This is a genomic window from Streptomyces sp. NPDC045846 (genome assembly GCF_056431605.1).
In genome coordinates, this window is record NZ_JBWKKJ010000004.1 from 565,269 (window position 1) to 578,835 (window position 13,567).

12 protein-coding genes and 1 tRNA gene are annotated in these 13,567 nt (G+C 72.5%); 3 read left to right on the forward strand and 10 right to left on the reverse strand.

All coding sequences use genetic code 11. The features are described 5' to 3' along the window. Nucleotides 1–25 precede the first annotated feature (25 nt). From AC07F3_RS14770 to AC07F3_RS14815, 10 genes are all read right to left on the reverse strand, one after another. The gene (locus tag AC07F3_RS14770; RefSeq protein WP_479113948.1) at nt 26–1,282 is read right to left on the reverse strand and encodes an MFS transporter; all 1,257 of its coding nucleotides are present in this window, start codon (nt 1,280–1,282) and stop codon (nt 26–28) included. Continuing rightward, on the reverse strand, nt 1,279–2,373 hold the full coding sequence (locus tag AC07F3_RS14775) for an LLM class flavin-dependent oxidoreductase (RefSeq protein ID WP_479113950.1): 1,095 nt from the start codon (nt 2,371–2,373) through the stop codon (nt 1,279–1,281). The genes AC07F3_RS14770 and AC07F3_RS14775 overlap by 4 nt, the downstream gene beginning before the upstream one ends. After that, entirely contained in the window at nt 2,370–3,650 is a 1,281-nt protein-coding gene (locus tag AC07F3_RS14780; protein WP_479113951.1) for an ATP-grasp domain-containing protein, read from the reverse strand. The genes AC07F3_RS14775 and AC07F3_RS14780 overlap by 4 nt, the downstream gene beginning before the upstream one ends. After that, nucleotides 3,647–4,996: an ATP-grasp domain-containing protein gene (locus tag AC07F3_RS14785; RefSeq protein ID WP_479113953.1), complete on the reverse strand. Its 1,350-nt coding sequence runs from the start codon at nt 4,994–4,996 to the stop codon at nt 3,647–3,649. Before AC07F3_RS14785 ends, AC07F3_RS14780 begins: the two co-directional genes overlap by 4 nt. 36 nt (nt 4,997–5,032) lie before the next feature. Further along, nucleotides 5,033–6,391: an ATP-grasp domain-containing protein gene (locus AC07F3_RS14790; RefSeq protein WP_479113955.1), complete on the reverse strand. Its 1,359-nt coding sequence runs from the start codon at nt 6,389–6,391 to the stop codon at nt 5,033–5,035. Nucleotides 6,392–6,488: 97 nt separating this feature from the next. Next, a complete protein-coding gene (locus tag AC07F3_RS14795) occupies nt 6,489–7,253 on the reverse strand; it encodes a hypothetical protein (RefSeq protein WP_479113957.1) in 765 nt (254 codons plus the stop codon). 47 nt (nt 7,254–7,300) lie between these two features. Next, complete coding sequence (locus tag AC07F3_RS14800) at nt 7,301–7,597, reverse strand: 2Fe-2S iron-sulfur cluster-binding protein (RefSeq protein WP_479113959.1); 297 nt, start codon at nt 7,595–7,597, stop codon at nt 7,301–7,303. A 14-nt stretch (nt 7,598–7,611) separates the two neighbouring features. Continuing rightward, nucleotides 7,612–8,727, reverse strand: coding sequence for an NAD(P)/FAD-dependent oxidoreductase (locus AC07F3_RS14805; RefSeq protein WP_479113960.1), 1,116 nt, complete (start codon nt 8,725–8,727; stop codon nt 7,612–7,614). A gap of 1 nt (nt 8,728) precedes the next feature. Continuing rightward, entirely contained in the window at nt 8,729–9,697 is a 969-nt protein-coding gene (locus AC07F3_RS14810; protein WP_479113962.1) for a 2-dehydropantoate 2-reductase, read from the reverse strand. 237 nt (nt 9,698–9,934) lie between these two features. Continuing rightward, nucleotides 9,935–10,132, reverse strand: a complete 198-nt coding sequence (locus AC07F3_RS14815) for a hypothetical protein (RefSeq protein WP_479113964.1) — start codon at nt 10,130–10,132, stop codon at nt 9,935–9,937. A gap of 239 nt (nt 10,133–10,371) precedes the next feature. Here AC07F3_RS14815 and AC07F3_RS14820 point away from each other — a divergent pair, with 239 nt between their 5' ends. From AC07F3_RS14820 to AC07F3_RS14830, 3 genes are all read left to right on the forward strand, one after another. Further along, entirely contained in the window at nt 10,372–11,355 is a 984-nt protein-coding gene (locus tag AC07F3_RS14820; RefSeq protein WP_479113966.1) for a hypothetical protein, read from the forward strand. Between the two features lie 220 nt (nt 11,356–11,575). Beyond that, nucleotides 11,576–11,662 (forward strand) — tRNA-Ser (locus tag AC07F3_RS14825). 658 nt (nt 11,663–12,320) lie between these two features. Continuing rightward, the gene (locus AC07F3_RS14830; RefSeq protein ID WP_479113968.1) at nt 12,321–13,181 is read left to right on the forward strand and encodes a helix-turn-helix domain-containing protein; all 861 of its coding nucleotides are present in this window, start codon (nt 12,321–12,323) and stop codon (nt 13,179–13,181) included. Nucleotides 13,182–13,567 lie beyond the last annotated feature (386 nt).

Here is a 13,567-nt window from a genome sequence, read left to right on the forward strand (position 1 = left end):
GGGGTGGCGTCGGCGGGCCGGTCGCTCAGCGCGCCCCGGCGGCTTCCGGGGCGGCCGGTGCGGGGGTGGCCGGCCGGGCCGCGAGGGCCCGGCGGAAACTCCGGAGGGTCAGCGGCAGGACGACCGCGCCGAACGCGGTGATCAGCACGGCGAGGGCGGCCACGAGGCGCTGCGGACCGACGGCGGCGCCGACGGTGCTGATGAGCAGGCCGCCGATCGGGTAGGAGAGCAGGCCGACGAGGAAGAACGGCCCCATCACCTTGCCCAGGTGCTGCCGCGGGATGATCTTGACCCGCTCGGTCCGGTTGAACACGTTGAAGTACGCGACCCCGCACAGCGCGGCGACGAAGGCCGGGGCGTACACCGCGAACGACGGGGCGAGGCCGAGGACGAGCAGGCAGACGCACAGCGTGGTGTAGCCGACCACGCCGATCAGCCCCACTCCGAACCGCTTCAGGAGCCGCGGAGTGATCAGCAGGTTGGCCAGCCCGACGATCCCGACCAGCATGTTCAGGAGCGCGAACGAGGATTCCGGGGCCTTGAACACATCGGTGACGACGGCCGCGTTGGCGCCGAGCATGGTGGCGAAGACCAGGTTGATGGCGAAGTTCAGGCTCGCGAGCAGCACCACCGGCCGGTTGCCGAGCAGCAGTCTCCAGCCGAGCCCCAGCTCCCCCAGGCTTCCACGCAGGGTGGCCGTGCCCGCGGTGCGGGTGCCGCGGGGCAGCCCGCGCCAGCAGGCGGCGGCCGACAGGAACATCAGCGCGGCGAGCCCCAGCAACCAGATCTTGCCGATCACCGCCACCGCCACGACGGCGAGACCGGGCCCGAGCGCCATGGCGAGCAGCTCCATGTTCTGGAACAGCGCCTGGGTGCGCGGCAGGTCCTCGTCCGTGGCGAGCTGCGGGACGGTCTTCTCGATGGACATCCGCACCGGTGCGACCAGGGTGGACAGCAGGGCCCCGTTGACCATCAGCGCACCGGTCGTCCACGACGGCACGGACAGGCAGAGCAGCGCGGTCGAGCCGAGGACGAGGCCGCGCGCGGTGTTGGCGCGGGAGAACAGCCGGGGGCCGCCGTCCCGGTCCGCCATCAGCCCGGCGAACGGGTACACCAGCAGACAGGGCAGCCACTCCAGCGCGTACGCGAAGCCGAGCGTGGAGACCTTGCCGGTGTTCTGGAAGATGAGCAGCGGAACACTGAACAGGACCAGCTGTTCGGCCATCAGGCCGAGCAGCACCCCGGCGGCGAACAGCGCCCGGCGCGGCCGTGTCCCGCTCATCGTGCGACCGCTTCCCGCGGGCGGGCGGCGCGCTGTTCCGCGGCGCGCTCCAGCTCGCGGAGCAGGGGCAGCACCCCGGTGTAGAAGTGGCGCATCTCGTCGCGGGCGGGCCAGCCCGAGAAGATGAACTGGGTGACCCCGGAGCTCTTGTACGCCATGAGCTCGGCCGCGATCTCGGCGTAGCTGCCGACCAGGCACAGGGCGGGCCCGCCCCGGTAGGCGACCGCCCCGGACCACAGGACGGGCGACATCCAGCCGTGGTCCGCCTCTTCGGCGAGCCGCAGGGAGTTCTTGACGGCGGCGGAGTCCGCGGCGGCCACGAACCGGGACACGAACGCCCGGTGGTTCTCGTCCGTGTCGCGCATGACCTCGGCGAGGTCGGTGAGCGCCTCCTCGCGCGTCGGGCGGGCCAGCACCTGCATCCGCAGGCCGACGCCGACGCCCCGCTCGGTGAAGGGTCCGGTCGCCCCGGCGATGGCGGCCGGTGTGTCGCCGTACCGGAACCAGCAGTCGCCGTAGGTCAGCGCGGTGTGCTGGGCGACCTCGGAGGCTCCGCTGATGTAGATCTCGGGCCGGCCGCCGCCGTGGAAGCCGAGCCCCAACTGGGCGTCGTGGAGCCGGTAGTGGTCCCCCTCGTACGACAGCGGGGTCTCGCCGCGCCAGAGGCGGTGCAGCACGTCGAGGAACTCGCCGGCCCGCGCGTACCGGTCGTCGTGCGCCAGGAAGTCGCCGTAGTAGGCCTGCTCCACGGGGGAGATCCCGGCGACCAGGTTGAGCGCGATCCGTCCCCGCGACATCCAGGACACGGTGTTGACCTGCTGGGCGAAGAGCGTCGGGGAGAGCAGGCCCGGCCGGTAGGCCAGGATGAAGCGGACCCGTTCCGTCTCCCGGGTCAGGGCACCGAGCAGGGGCAGCGGATCGGGCAGGCTGTAGCTCTGCGCCATCAGCAGGGACTCCACGCCGAGGGCGTCGGCCTCCTGCGCGAACTCCACCGCGCCGTCCAGGTCGAGCACGTCCGAGCGGTACTTCTCGGTGCTCTTCTTCTGCCCGCTGTCCAGCGCTGAGCCCCAGTGGATCCTGAGCTCGGTCATGCCTGTACTCCGTTCTGCTGCTTCAGGGCACCGGCGTCGCCGGTGGTGGTGCGAAGGCGCAAGGAGCGGAAGAGGTCCGCCATCCACCGCCGGGTGTGCTCCGGCGACGCGGTCCGCGCGATCCCGGCCAGGGCGGTCTCGTGGGCGCCGTACGTGACGTGGCCGGGCAGGGGGGAGCCCGGCGCGAGCTCGTGCCAGGTGACCGTCTCGGGCGCGGTGCGGAACGCCTCGGCCCCGTCGAAGCCGTCGAAGGCCTGGCCTGCCAGGTGGTGGCCGGGATGGACGAACCACCCGTACCAGGAGCCGGTGGCGGACGGGGCCGGCAGCTGTGCCGCGACCCGCTCGCCGAGCAGGATCCGCAACTCCCAGGAGGGGAGGTGGATGCCGGTGGCCCGTTCGAAGACGCCGACCACGTCGGCGCCGCCGACCCGGTTGCCGACCTCGAGGAACACCAACTCGCCCTGGTGGACGATCGCTTCGAGGTGGAAGCTGCCGTCCTCGATGCGGACCGCGGCGAGCACGGCGGCCACCCAGTCGCGCACCGGGTCGGGGCAGTCGATCTGGAACGAGCCCATGGGCAGGCCCTGCGCGTAGGCCAGGCAGGTGCCGAGGTACTCGCTGGCACCCACGGCGAGCACCTTGCCGCCTTCGACGAGACCGTCGTAGTGGCGGACCGGCCCCTCCACGAACTCCTCGACCTCGAAGTCGTCGACGGCCCCCGCCCGGTCCCGGGCGTCGAGCGCGGCCACGCCGCTGCGACCGTCGCGCAGCGCCTCGTGGGCTTCGGCGGCGCTGCCGAACACCGTCACGTCGACGCTGGAGGCGCCCCGGTGCGGCTTGAGGACGGTCGCCCCGCTCCAGGGCGCGCGGCCGCCGTGCTCCAGGAAGGAGGCGAGCGGGAGGAAGCGGGGCACCCGCAGGCCGGCTTCGGCGACGGCCCGCTTCATGAGGACCTTGTCCCGGGCGAGGGTGACCTGGTCGACCGGGGCGCCGGGCACCCCGTACCGCTCGCGGAGCCGGGCCGCGTCGAGCAGTTCGTACTCGGAGAGCGAGACGATCCGGTCGAAGGCGCGCCCCGAGCCGTCCAGCCACGCGGCCGCCTCGTCGAACGTCCCCCGCTCGCCGGGCCGTTCCACCCGCTCGCACACCAGGTCCTGAGGCAGCGTGGCGAGGGCCGGGCCGGTGCCCAGGTAGGTGACCCGGTGCCGGGTGTGGTCGATGCCCCGGGCGTACTCGATCTTGGCGTACGGGATGCGGTGCAGGATCAGGATGTTCATCGGCAAGTCTCCAGCTCGGTTGCGTGGGCCCGGCCGCGGTCGTGGCCGCGGCTCGCGTCCAGGGCGGCCGGCCAGACCTGGCGCAGGGTCCGCACCACGTCACGGATGTCGACCCGGTCGGTGTGCAGCGTCAGGCAGCCCTGGGCCGCGAAGTCGGCGTTGTCGCGCGGCACCGCGTGCAGCGGGCGCCGCTCCGCGGCCAGCCAGCCGAAGTCACGGGCCGTCAGTTCGCCCGGGCGCAGGCCCAGCGTCGCGGCGGTGGCGGCGAGCGCGTCCTCGAACGGCGTGGCTCCGGGCCGTACGTCGTCGGGGCTGAACAGCCGGTCCTCGGTGACGCCGAGCATCACGGTGGCGGCCGAGCAGGACGGGTCGGGCAGGCCGGCCGGGAGGTCGGCCCCGAAGGCCGAGTCCACCCAGGCCCGGTAGAGGTCGATGCCGTACACCCAGTGCGCAAGCGACCAGATCTTCATGCCCGCCGGGCGGCGGTTGGGCTCGACGACCGCCGCGTACCGGTCGTCGTCGCTCAGCTTGATCTCGTTGTGGAACGGGCCGTCGCACTGGCCGACCAGGACGTTGGCCTGCCGTCCCGCCCGCTCCAGGGTGGCCCGGCCCACCGCGCCGACCCGGGCGGGCAGCACCTGGGCGACCTCGACCGGATAGCGGCCGGCGGCGCTCAGCTTCTCGGTGACGAACGACAGCGGGCCCAGGCCGTCGTAGGAGTACTCGCGGCGGTAGGGGATGAGCTGTTCGCAGATCAGGCCGCCGGACAGATAGGGCGCCACCTCCGCGAAGGCGGCGGCCAGGTCGTCGCCGGGGCGGACGAGGACCACGCCGCGGTTGTTGCCCTCCTTGGTGGGCTTGACCACGAAGCCGTCGGGGTGGCTACGGGCGAACGCGCGCAGCTCCGCCAGGGATTCGACGCGCGCGAAACCCGGCACCAGGACCCGCTGCGCGGCCAGCGCCTGACGCACCCGGTCCTCGGCGCGGCGGTACGCCAGCTTGCAGAAGGCCCCCTCGGCCAGGTCCGGCGCGTCCACCGCGAGACCGAGGCGCGTCAGGAGCTCGGCGCCGCCGCGCACGGCGTTGTCGGAGAAGACGATGCCCGCGCCGAACTCCTCGCGCCGGGCGCCGAGCAGCTTCTCGCCGGCCTCGGCGAAGTCGGCGCGCAGCGGGTCGAGGTCGATCACCTCGTCGCAGATGAGCCGGTCCGCGTCGGTGGGAGCGGCGCGGACCAGGGTGACCGGGGCGTCGTGGGCCCGGTGGGCGTGGTCCCGCATGCGGCGGACGTCGTCGATGCGGCTCAGGTTGTAGTCGATTATCAAGAACCGCGCCGGGGCATGCGGCATCGTGGTCTCCTGCCTTCGGGTGATCTGCCGGGCGTCTCAGATCGCGTAGTGGACTTCGATGGCGTCCTGGGACGCCCGCATCAGTTCGGGAAGCAGCTGCTCCTGTTCGTCGCGGGCGACGCTCCACAGGAGCTGGCCGAGGAAGACCTCGCGCGCGTCGGAGTCGATCCGGTCGCCCTCCTTGAGCAGCACCTGCACGACGACGGGCGGTACGGGCAGCTCCTGGGCCAGGCCGATGCGGGTGATGCGGCCCCGCTCGGCGAAGAACACCCGGAAGAAGGTGGCGCGGGTGGCCGGGGTGGTGCCGTCCGGGGCGTACGAGATCGCCGCGAGCCGCCGGGTGAAGCGGAGCAGGGCGGCCGGGTCCGCGGCGGCGAGCAGCAGGTCGATCCAGAGGCCGAGCAGATCGTCCGTGCCGGTGAGCGCCTTCACGCTGTGCGAGATCAGGGCGCCGCCGACGCGGGGGTTCGCCTCGATCAGCTCCCAGCGGCCCTCGTGGTGGCGGGCCTCGATGTGGAAGCAGCCCCAGCGCAGCCCGAGGTGGGCGAGGAGGCCGAGCACCCAGGCGTGACCCGCGGCGAGCTGGTCCGCGCCGAGCGAGTGGGGCGGGCTGGTGCAGGCGTTCTCCAGGACCGCTCCGGCGGTCTCGGTGACCTCGCACTTCTCGTGCACCGCGACCACGTGCGCCGTGCCGTCGGCGACGAGCACCTCGAAGCTGAACTCGCGTCCCGGCAGGTAGTCCTCGACGAGGAACGGCACGTCGGCCCCGAACGCCGAGGCGTAGACCGGGTCCCGGCGGGCCTCCTCGGCCATCCGCTCGATGTCGGACCAGGTGGTGTCCGCGCCGAGCGGGAAGGTGCCGAACGAGGCGATGCCGCTGACCGGTTTCACGAAGTGGCGGCCCTGAGCGGCCTGACGGTCGGCGAGGGACTCGGGGGTCAGCGCCACCGCGCGGGCACGGCTGAGGCCGGCGTCGGCGAGGCCGTTGCGCAGGGCGAGCTTGTCGCGCAGCGCCCATACCTGACGCTCCGTCAAGTCCGCGGTGCCGAGCAGCTGGTTGGCGTGCGCCATCAGATGGCGGTAGCCCTCCCAGACCGTGAGGCAGCCGAGGACGCGTTCGCCGCGGCGGCGCAGCGCGGCGAGGTGCTCCTCGACGTCGTCGCGCGTCAGGGCGTGACGGTCGGTGGCCCGTACGTCGTACGCCTTCGCCGCCAGGTCCTCCAGGCGCCCCGGCAGGTGCTCGGGCAGCGGCAGCGACGTCAGGACGTACGTCTTGAGCCCGCGGCTGTCGAGCGCCCCGATCAGGTCTTCCAGGAAGGAGAAGCCGACGTGGCTGAGCAGGAGGACGCCGCCGCGGTCCGCGGACTGGTCCTCGGGGGCGGTGGGGTGGCTCACCCGGCCGTCCTTTCTGAGTGGGGGTGGCCCCGCCGGGGACACGGCGGGCGGGCCGCCGGTGAGCGGTGCCCGCGGTGTCCCCGGCGGTGGCGCGCGGTCAGACGGCTACCGGCTCCGCGGCCTGCTCGGCGCCGAGGATGGTGTCCTCGTAGAGCTCCTTGTAGTAGGAGGCGAGGATCGACTGGTGCTCGCGCAGGTAGGTGCGGAGCGCCGCGATGTCCTCGTCGCCGCGGATCAGGAAGCGCAGCGCCGCCCAGACCTCGCCGGGGTGGTCGTCGTTGATGTCGGTGTGCGAGTGGCTGATCTGTCCGGCCAGGTTCTTCTCGCCCACGGACTCCTTGAGCGCGACCAGCTTGCGCGGCTCCAGCTTCACGTTCACGTACTCCACCAGGTAGGAGTAGGCGACGACGCCGAGCGGGCCCTCGTGGTCCAGGAGGTAGGAGAAGTAGCCGGTGAGCAGCTTCGTCGACAGGTACGGCTCGGTGGCGAGGAACTCCTCGCGGGAGACGCCGACCTTCGCGAGGTCGTCGATGAAGAGCTCGTCGTGGAGCATCTCCTCCTGCTCGTAGTTGGCCCAGACCTGCGCCGCCTCGGGGCTGCGCTTGGCGATCTCGACCAGTGCCTTCGACTCGGCGACGCGCAGCAGGCGGATGCGCCACGCCGTCTCGACCAGGTGGCGCTTGTAGTAGGCCGAGTCGACGTTCTTGCTCTCCAGGTGGGCGGCGTGCGGCACGTTGGCGTACCACTCGTCCACCTGCTGGTCGATCTGCCGGTCGATGTCGGCGCGCAGCTCGGCGGAGGCCGCCGCGTTCAGGAAGGGAACGCGGTTCTCGTAGCCCACGTTGACAACTCGGTTGCTCATGGCGGTGGTTGTTCCTTCGGTTCCGTGCGGATGTGTTGGCGGTTGGGTCAGTTGTCCACGACGCGCAGCGTCGCGGCGTCCAGGAGGCGGCACTGGCAGGCCAGGCGGTGACGGCCGCCGGACTTGCCGAGGTCTTCCAGGAAGTCGAGTTCGTCGAGGTCGGGTTCGCCGAGGGAATCGGCGCCCTCCAGGACCTCGACCACACAGGCGCCGCACGCCCCCGACCGGCAGCCGAAGGGGATGACGCGCTGCGGCAGCTCGTATTCGAGGTCGGTGAGGCGGGAGCCGGCCGGCAGCATGACCTCCAGGCCCTGCGGCTCCAGCGTGAGCTTCTTGAGGATCATCGGGGTGCGGCTTCCTAGGCGTTCGTCAGGAGCTGTCCGCTTCCCGCGCGGCCGTCCCGGTGGACGGGGCGGCCCGGGGAGGGGACGGCGTCGGAGGAGTGCTCGGGGGCGAGGCGGCTGCCGGGGCGCAGGTCCACGGCGGCGTGGTTGACGGCGGTGGCGGCCTCCCCGAACCCCACGGAGATGAGCGGGACCCGGCCCGGATAGGTACAGCCGTCGCCGACGGCGTACACGCCGGGGCGGTTGGTGCGCATGGCCTGGTCGACCCGGATCTGGCGGTTCTCCCGGTCGAGCCCCCACTCGGCGATCGGCCCGAGCGTGCTGGAGAAGCCCAGCGCGGCGACCAGGGCTTGAGCCGGCCGGTCCAGGACGGTGCCGGCCCGCGTGATCTCCACGCGCGCCAGGTGGCCGGCGCCGTGACAGGCGGTCACCTGGGCGTCGGTCACCACCTCGACACAGGAGGCGTGGAGCTGGGCGACGCTGTAGGCGTGGGCGCGGAAGGCACCCCTGCGGTGCACCAGGGTGACGCTGCGGGCCAGCGGAGCGAGCGCGAGCGCCCAGTCGACGGCGCTGTCTCCTCCTCCGACGACCACCACGTCCTGGTCGCGGTGGTCCTCCAGACGTGCCACGTGGTAGGCCACGCCCCGGCCCTCGTACGGAACGGCACAGGCCAGGGTGCGCGGGCGGAAGCTGCCGAGACCCGCGGCGATCACGACGGCCCCGGTGCGCACCACGCTCCCCGCGTCCGTGCCGACCAGCCAGTCCCCGCCGTCCCGGGTCAGGGTGTCGGCGGTCTGCCCGAGCAGCTGGCGCGGCTCGAACGGGGCGGCCTGGGCCAGCAGTGCGGCCACCAGGTCGCGGCCCCGGACGGCGGGGTGCCCGGCGACGTCGTAGAGGAACTTCTCCGGGTAGAGCGCGGAGATCTGCCCGCCGGGGTGGGCGAGCGTGTCGACCACCGTGCTGCTCAGGCCCCGGAACCCGGCGCAGTACGCGGCGTACAGGCCCGCCGGTCCCGCGCCGATGACGACGAGGTCGCTCGTGTGGTGCGAGGCTGCGCCCGGGGCGGTGGCGGGGGGCGCCGTGGTGGGGAGCGCGGTGGTGGGGGGCGCGGTGGTGTGGGGCGCGGTCATGTCAGGCCTCCTCTCGGGCTCGGTCCTCGCGCAGGGCAAGCAGTTCGTACAGGGTTCGGTTGAGCGGGACGGGCACGCCGGAGCGGTCCGCGAGCCGGACCACGGCCCCGGTCCAGGCGTCGAGTTCGGAGGGACGGCCCGCGGCGATGTCGCGCTGGAGCGACGAGGTGCCCGCGGCGGGCTGGCGGTCCACGAAGGCGAGGGTGTCCTCGACGACGCCGTCGGGCAGCGCGACGCCGTGCGCCGCGGCGACCCGCGCGATCTCCGTCATGGCGTCGGCGAGGAGTTGGCGGGTGCCGGGCCGGGCGCGCAGGTCCCCGAAGGTTCCGCCGGTGGCCGCGCCGAGTCCGCCGAAGGCCACGACGAAGAGGAACTTGGCCCACAGTTCGGGCCAGATGTCGGCGGGCACCGTGACGGGCACACCGGCCTCGGCGAAGGCGTCGCGGAGCTCCCGCACCCGCCGGCTGTCCCGGTTGTCCCACTCGCCGAACGTCAGCGAGCCCTCCCCGCCGACGTGCCGGATCACGCCCGGACGCTCCAGCAGGGTGATGACCTTCGCCAGACCGGGCAGGACGGCGTCCCTGCCCACCGCGGCGGCGGTCTCCTCGGGGGCGGTGACGCCGTTCTGCAGGGTCAGAACGGCGGTGCCGGGCGCGATCAGCGGACCGAGCAGGGGGAGCGCCGACTCCAGCTGCCAGGTCTTCACGGCGAGCACGACGAGGTCGACCGGGCCGACCGCGGCGGTGTCGGCGGAGGCGGCCACCCGGGGCAGGGTGACGGTGCCGTCGGGTCCGGTGACCGTGAGGCCGTGCTCGCGCAGCGCGGCCAGGTGCGGGCCGCGCGCCACGAAATGCACCGCGTTCCCGGCCTCGGCGAGCCGGGCGCCGAAGTAACCTCCGATACCGCCGGAACCGATCACAGCCGCCTTGATGCCGCTGCCCCTTTCCTCCATCAAAGCATCCGTTCTCATTTGAGGTTCCTCTGATATAGTCCACGCGTTGCAAGTGCCCCTATTTCGAGGCACTCATAAATGCGCTTTCGAATGTGAACGGACGCGCCGGGGGAAGGTCCAGCATGAACGTGCGGGTATGTCGTCATGAGGCCATGCCGCTTTTATAGGGCGCGGGCCTGTTTCCGCTGACGCCATGTCGCGCCCTCGGGCCGCCCCCTGCGGCTCCGGGAACCGCGGTCCCCGTGACCGTTCCGGTCAGGCTGCCGTGCCGTGCCAAATAACATCGCTGGCCAGCGCCACCGTGGTGTGCTTCTGCGGCGTGGACGCGACCGTGTTCGATGCCCCCCGCCCGTCGGTGCCGTGCCCGCCAAGGGCCGCGAATCCGGCCAGCGAGAGTACGGCCGATGCGCAGAGCGTGCGCAGGAATCCAGAAGCAATACGGCTGCGGTTCATTATGGAACAACCCCCCAATAATTCCGGTGTGATTCTCGGAGAGCCCAACCCGCTGCCCTCCGAGATCAGCTTGCCGGAGCGGCAGCGGTAAGGCCACCGTGATCCGGTGGCGACAAATGACTGACGAGTTCCACCCACACACAACGGGGGTCGAGATCGTGAAGAATCCGACAGAAGAGACATCGGAACCGGATATTCCGCAAGTTTATGAACTGCATGTAAAGCTTTATCGCACGGCCTTGGAAACCGGAGTGCTCCACCCGGCGCTCGCCGCGGTCGAACTGGGGCGCCCGGCGCAGGAGGTCTGGGCGGCCGTCGCCGATCTCACCGCCCTCCACCTGGTGCGGCCCCGACGGGCCCAGGCCTCCTCGCGGGGCGAAAGCGGCGACACCGCCACCGACGGCTGCGGCGGATACCTCGCGAGCAACCCCGAAGTCGCGGTGGCGCATCTGGTCGGGCCCATCGAGGCAGACATCCGGCGGCTGCGCCAGCGGGCCGACGAGCTCAGCACGCGGGTGATGGTGATGAAGCCGGTCTTCGAGGAGGTCTGGCAGGGCCACTTCACGAAGGCCCCGGTCGAATACCTCGGCACGCTCGACGCCATCCGCGCCGCTCTGGAGCGCATCGCGGACTCGGCCCGGGTCGAGATCCTCGCCGCCCACCCCCAGGTGCCGCCGCAGGAAGCCCTGGAGGACGGCTACCGGCGCACCGCCGAGGCCGTCAGCCGGGGCGTTCTGTGCCGCACCCTGTACCCGCACTCCGTGCTGTCGCACGGCTACATGCGCCAGCATCTGACCCGCATGGCCGGGCTGGGCGTGGAATTCCGCACGGTCAGCCAGGTCCCCGACCGGCTCCTCCTGTTCGACGCCGGCACCGCGGTGATCTCCGACCCCGAACTGCCGCCCGGCCAGGGGGCGCTGATCGTCCGCGACCCCGCCATGGTGCGCTACCTCCACCGCTCCTGGGAGAGCGCGTGGGACTCGGCCCGCCCCTTCGGCGAGACCCCCGACGCCGTGGCACCGAGCTCCCCCAAGGACGAGCTGCGCCGCTCCGTCGTCCGCATGCTGGAGTCGGGCCTCAAGGACGAGATCGCCGCCCGCCGCCTGTCGATGTCCACGACGACCTACCGCCGCCATGTCGCGGAGCTGCTGGCCGAACTCAACGCCCAGAGCCGCTTCCAGGCCGGAAGCTACGCCCGCCGCGCGGGCTGGCTGGACGTCTGACACCCCATGACGCCCGCGGGGCCCCGGCCCCGTGACGACCCCGGGACTCGTGACGATTTCGGCGCCCTCCGCACGGGTCCCGGGACCGGCCACGCCACCGTCGAACCCTCCCTCCTGAGGCGGAATCCGAACCCCACGGCCCAGGCATGGGCCGAGGGCCCACGGAGTGGACCGCGGCCGGTAGGCTGTAGCCGCTTACGCCGCTGGTCGGCGGGGCGTGGGTGGGTTGCCCGAGCGGCCTAAGGGAACGGTCTTGAAAACCGTCGTGGCAGCGATGTCACCGTGGGTTCAAATCCCACACCCACCGCAGCAGGTCAGCGTGCGCGCTGGTCAAGGGGCGCTCCGACTTCGGGGCGCCCCTTCTTCGTGCCTGCTGTCTCACCCTGATCCGCACGGGACTTGATCGCTTCGGCGGGCTCTCGCGGGTGCGCCGACCGGAAGACGGCTTCCGCGTACTGCCGCGCCATCACAAGGACCGCGGAAGCTGGTTGTGGGGCAACCGCGGCCGATCTTCCGGGGTCGCCCCGCGGCCTGCCGGGTACGCTCCGATGGATGAGTCCATGGCCGCCGGAACTGGAACCGCTACCCGAACCCGAGCCCGTCTTCACTCCGGAGATCACGGAGGCGGACTGCCGCAAGTGCGGTACCCGCGTGGCGGGACTCGATGGCCGCTACGCGTGCGGCGTCTGCGGATGGACCAATGACTGGTCCGAGGGACATCGTCCGTTGCCGACCAGCGAGGACGACCCCGACTATCCGGGACACGACGGGCCCGACAATCGCCTGACGCGCTAGAACGACTTCCCCGCGCGCATCCCGTACCTCCCCGGTGAAACCGGAGTCTTCGCAGGTCACAGGCTTGGGATGGTGGTGCGCGTCCCTGGGATGCCGTCGGGTCTGGTCCTGGGGCGAAGGGGCACCGACAGTGGATTCGTCCGGGGTGGTCCCGGGGCGAGGAGCTGTGGGTGAGCGGGGGAACGTGCCGGTCCGGCAGTACGGGGAGCGGCGACGAGAGCAGGGTCTACGCGCTGCCGGACGCACGGCTGCGGCCGGGCGTCGGCGCGTACCGAGGGTTCCGGCTGGCCGGTGAAGGGCCGCGCGAACGGCTGGTCGTACCGAGCGGGAAGGTGTCGCTGCTCATCGGGTTCGGCGACGAGATCCGCGTCGGCCAGGCCGGGCGGCGCCCCGGCGGGACGGCCGTGCACACCTCGGTGGTGTCCGGACTGCACGGCCGGGCCAGGGTCCTAGGGCACGCGGGGCGGCTGCACGGCGTGGAGGTCACGCTCGCTCCTTGGGCCGCGCAACGGCTGTTCGGAACCCCGCTGGGCGAACTCGCGGACACCGTGACCGATCCGGCCGACGTCCTCGGCGGGCGGGCGGCCGACCTCCGCGAGGCGCTCGCGGCCGCGCCCGGATGGCCCGAGCGGTTCGCGCTGCTCGACCGCGCGCTGCTCCAGTGGTCCGCCGACGCGGACGCCTCGCGCGCCCCCGCGACGAGCGCGCGCGGCGCCTGGGACCTGCTCGTCCGCAGCTCGGGGACGCTCCCCATCCGGGAGGTCGCCGCCCGGACGGGCTGGTCGATCCGCCATCTGGAGACCCTGTTCCGGCGGGAGTTCGGGCTCACGCCCAAGCGGGTCGCGAGGATCCTGCGGCTGCGCCGGGCGACCTGGCTGCTGACCACCGGCACCCGGCCCACGGAGGCCGCCCTCGCCTGCGGCTTCTACGACCAGTCGCATCTGAGCCGGGAGTTCACGGCCCTGACCGGCGTGACCCCCGGCCGCTTCCTGGCGTCGCGGGCCGACACGAGCGTATGGCTGGCGGGCTGAGCCGGGAATCGCCGGGCCGATTCGGGTGTGGAGCGCGGGCGGCCGCTCCCGCTCGCAAGGCCGCGCTTTTGTACAAGACCCCATGCGGCGACATGGGCCAGAGTTCCCGTCACGGGGACGGATTCTTCGTCCGGGCGAGCTGGTGGGGTCGTGCTCCCAGCCGATCGGGACGTGTCCGCACCCGGCGGGCGCAGCGGAGGTTCTTCGGGGGAAGCCTCTGCCGCGCCCGCCGGGGCCCGCACACCGCGAGCCGAAGCACCGCACAGGTCAGCGGTCGGGCCGGTGCGGGGTTACGCCCGTCCCCTTCCCCACCTGCGCCACACCGCGGCCCGCGCACTGCGAGCCCGTGCCGTGCGGAACGGCGGCCGGGCCCTGGCTCCGCGGTT

What these genes read in the sequence shown, in the direction of transcription:
- AC07F3_RS14770 (WP_479113948.1), bottom strand. Translation starts at nt 1,282, where the DNA reads ATGAGCGGGACACGGCCGCGCCGGGCGCTGTTCGCCGCCGGGGTGCTG.
- AC07F3_RS14775 (WP_479113950.1), bottom strand. Translation starts at nt 2,373, where the DNA reads ATGACCGAGCTCAGGATCCACTGGGGCTCAGCGCTGGACAGCGGGCAG.
- AC07F3_RS14780 (WP_479113951.1), bottom strand. Translation starts at nt 3,650, where the DNA reads ATGAACATCCTGATCCTGCACCGCATCCCGTACGCCAAGATCGAGTAC.
- AC07F3_RS14785 (WP_479113953.1), bottom strand. Translation starts at nt 4,996, where the DNA reads ATGCCGCATGCCCCGGCGCGGTTCTTGATAATCGACTACAACCTGAGC.
- AC07F3_RS14795 (WP_479113957.1), bottom strand. Translation starts at nt 7,253, where the DNA reads ATGAGCAACCGAGTTGTCAACGTGGGCTACGAGAACCGCGTTCCCTTC.
- AC07F3_RS14800 (WP_479113959.1), bottom strand. Translation starts at nt 7,597, where the DNA reads ATGATCCTCAAGAAGCTCACGCTGGAGCCGCAGGGCCTGGAGGTCATG.
- AC07F3_RS14805 (WP_479113960.1), bottom strand. Translation starts at nt 8,727, where the DNA reads ATGACCGCGCCCCACACCACCGCGCCCCCCACCACCGCGCTCCCCACC.
- AC07F3_RS14810 (WP_479113962.1), bottom strand. Translation starts at nt 9,697, where the DNA reads ATGAGAACGGATGCTTTGATGGAGGAAAGGGGCAGCGGCATCAAGGCG.
- AC07F3_RS14815 (WP_479113964.1), bottom strand. Translation starts at nt 10,132, where the DNA reads ATGAACCGCAGCCGTATTGCTTCTGGATTCCTGCGCACGCTCTGCGCA.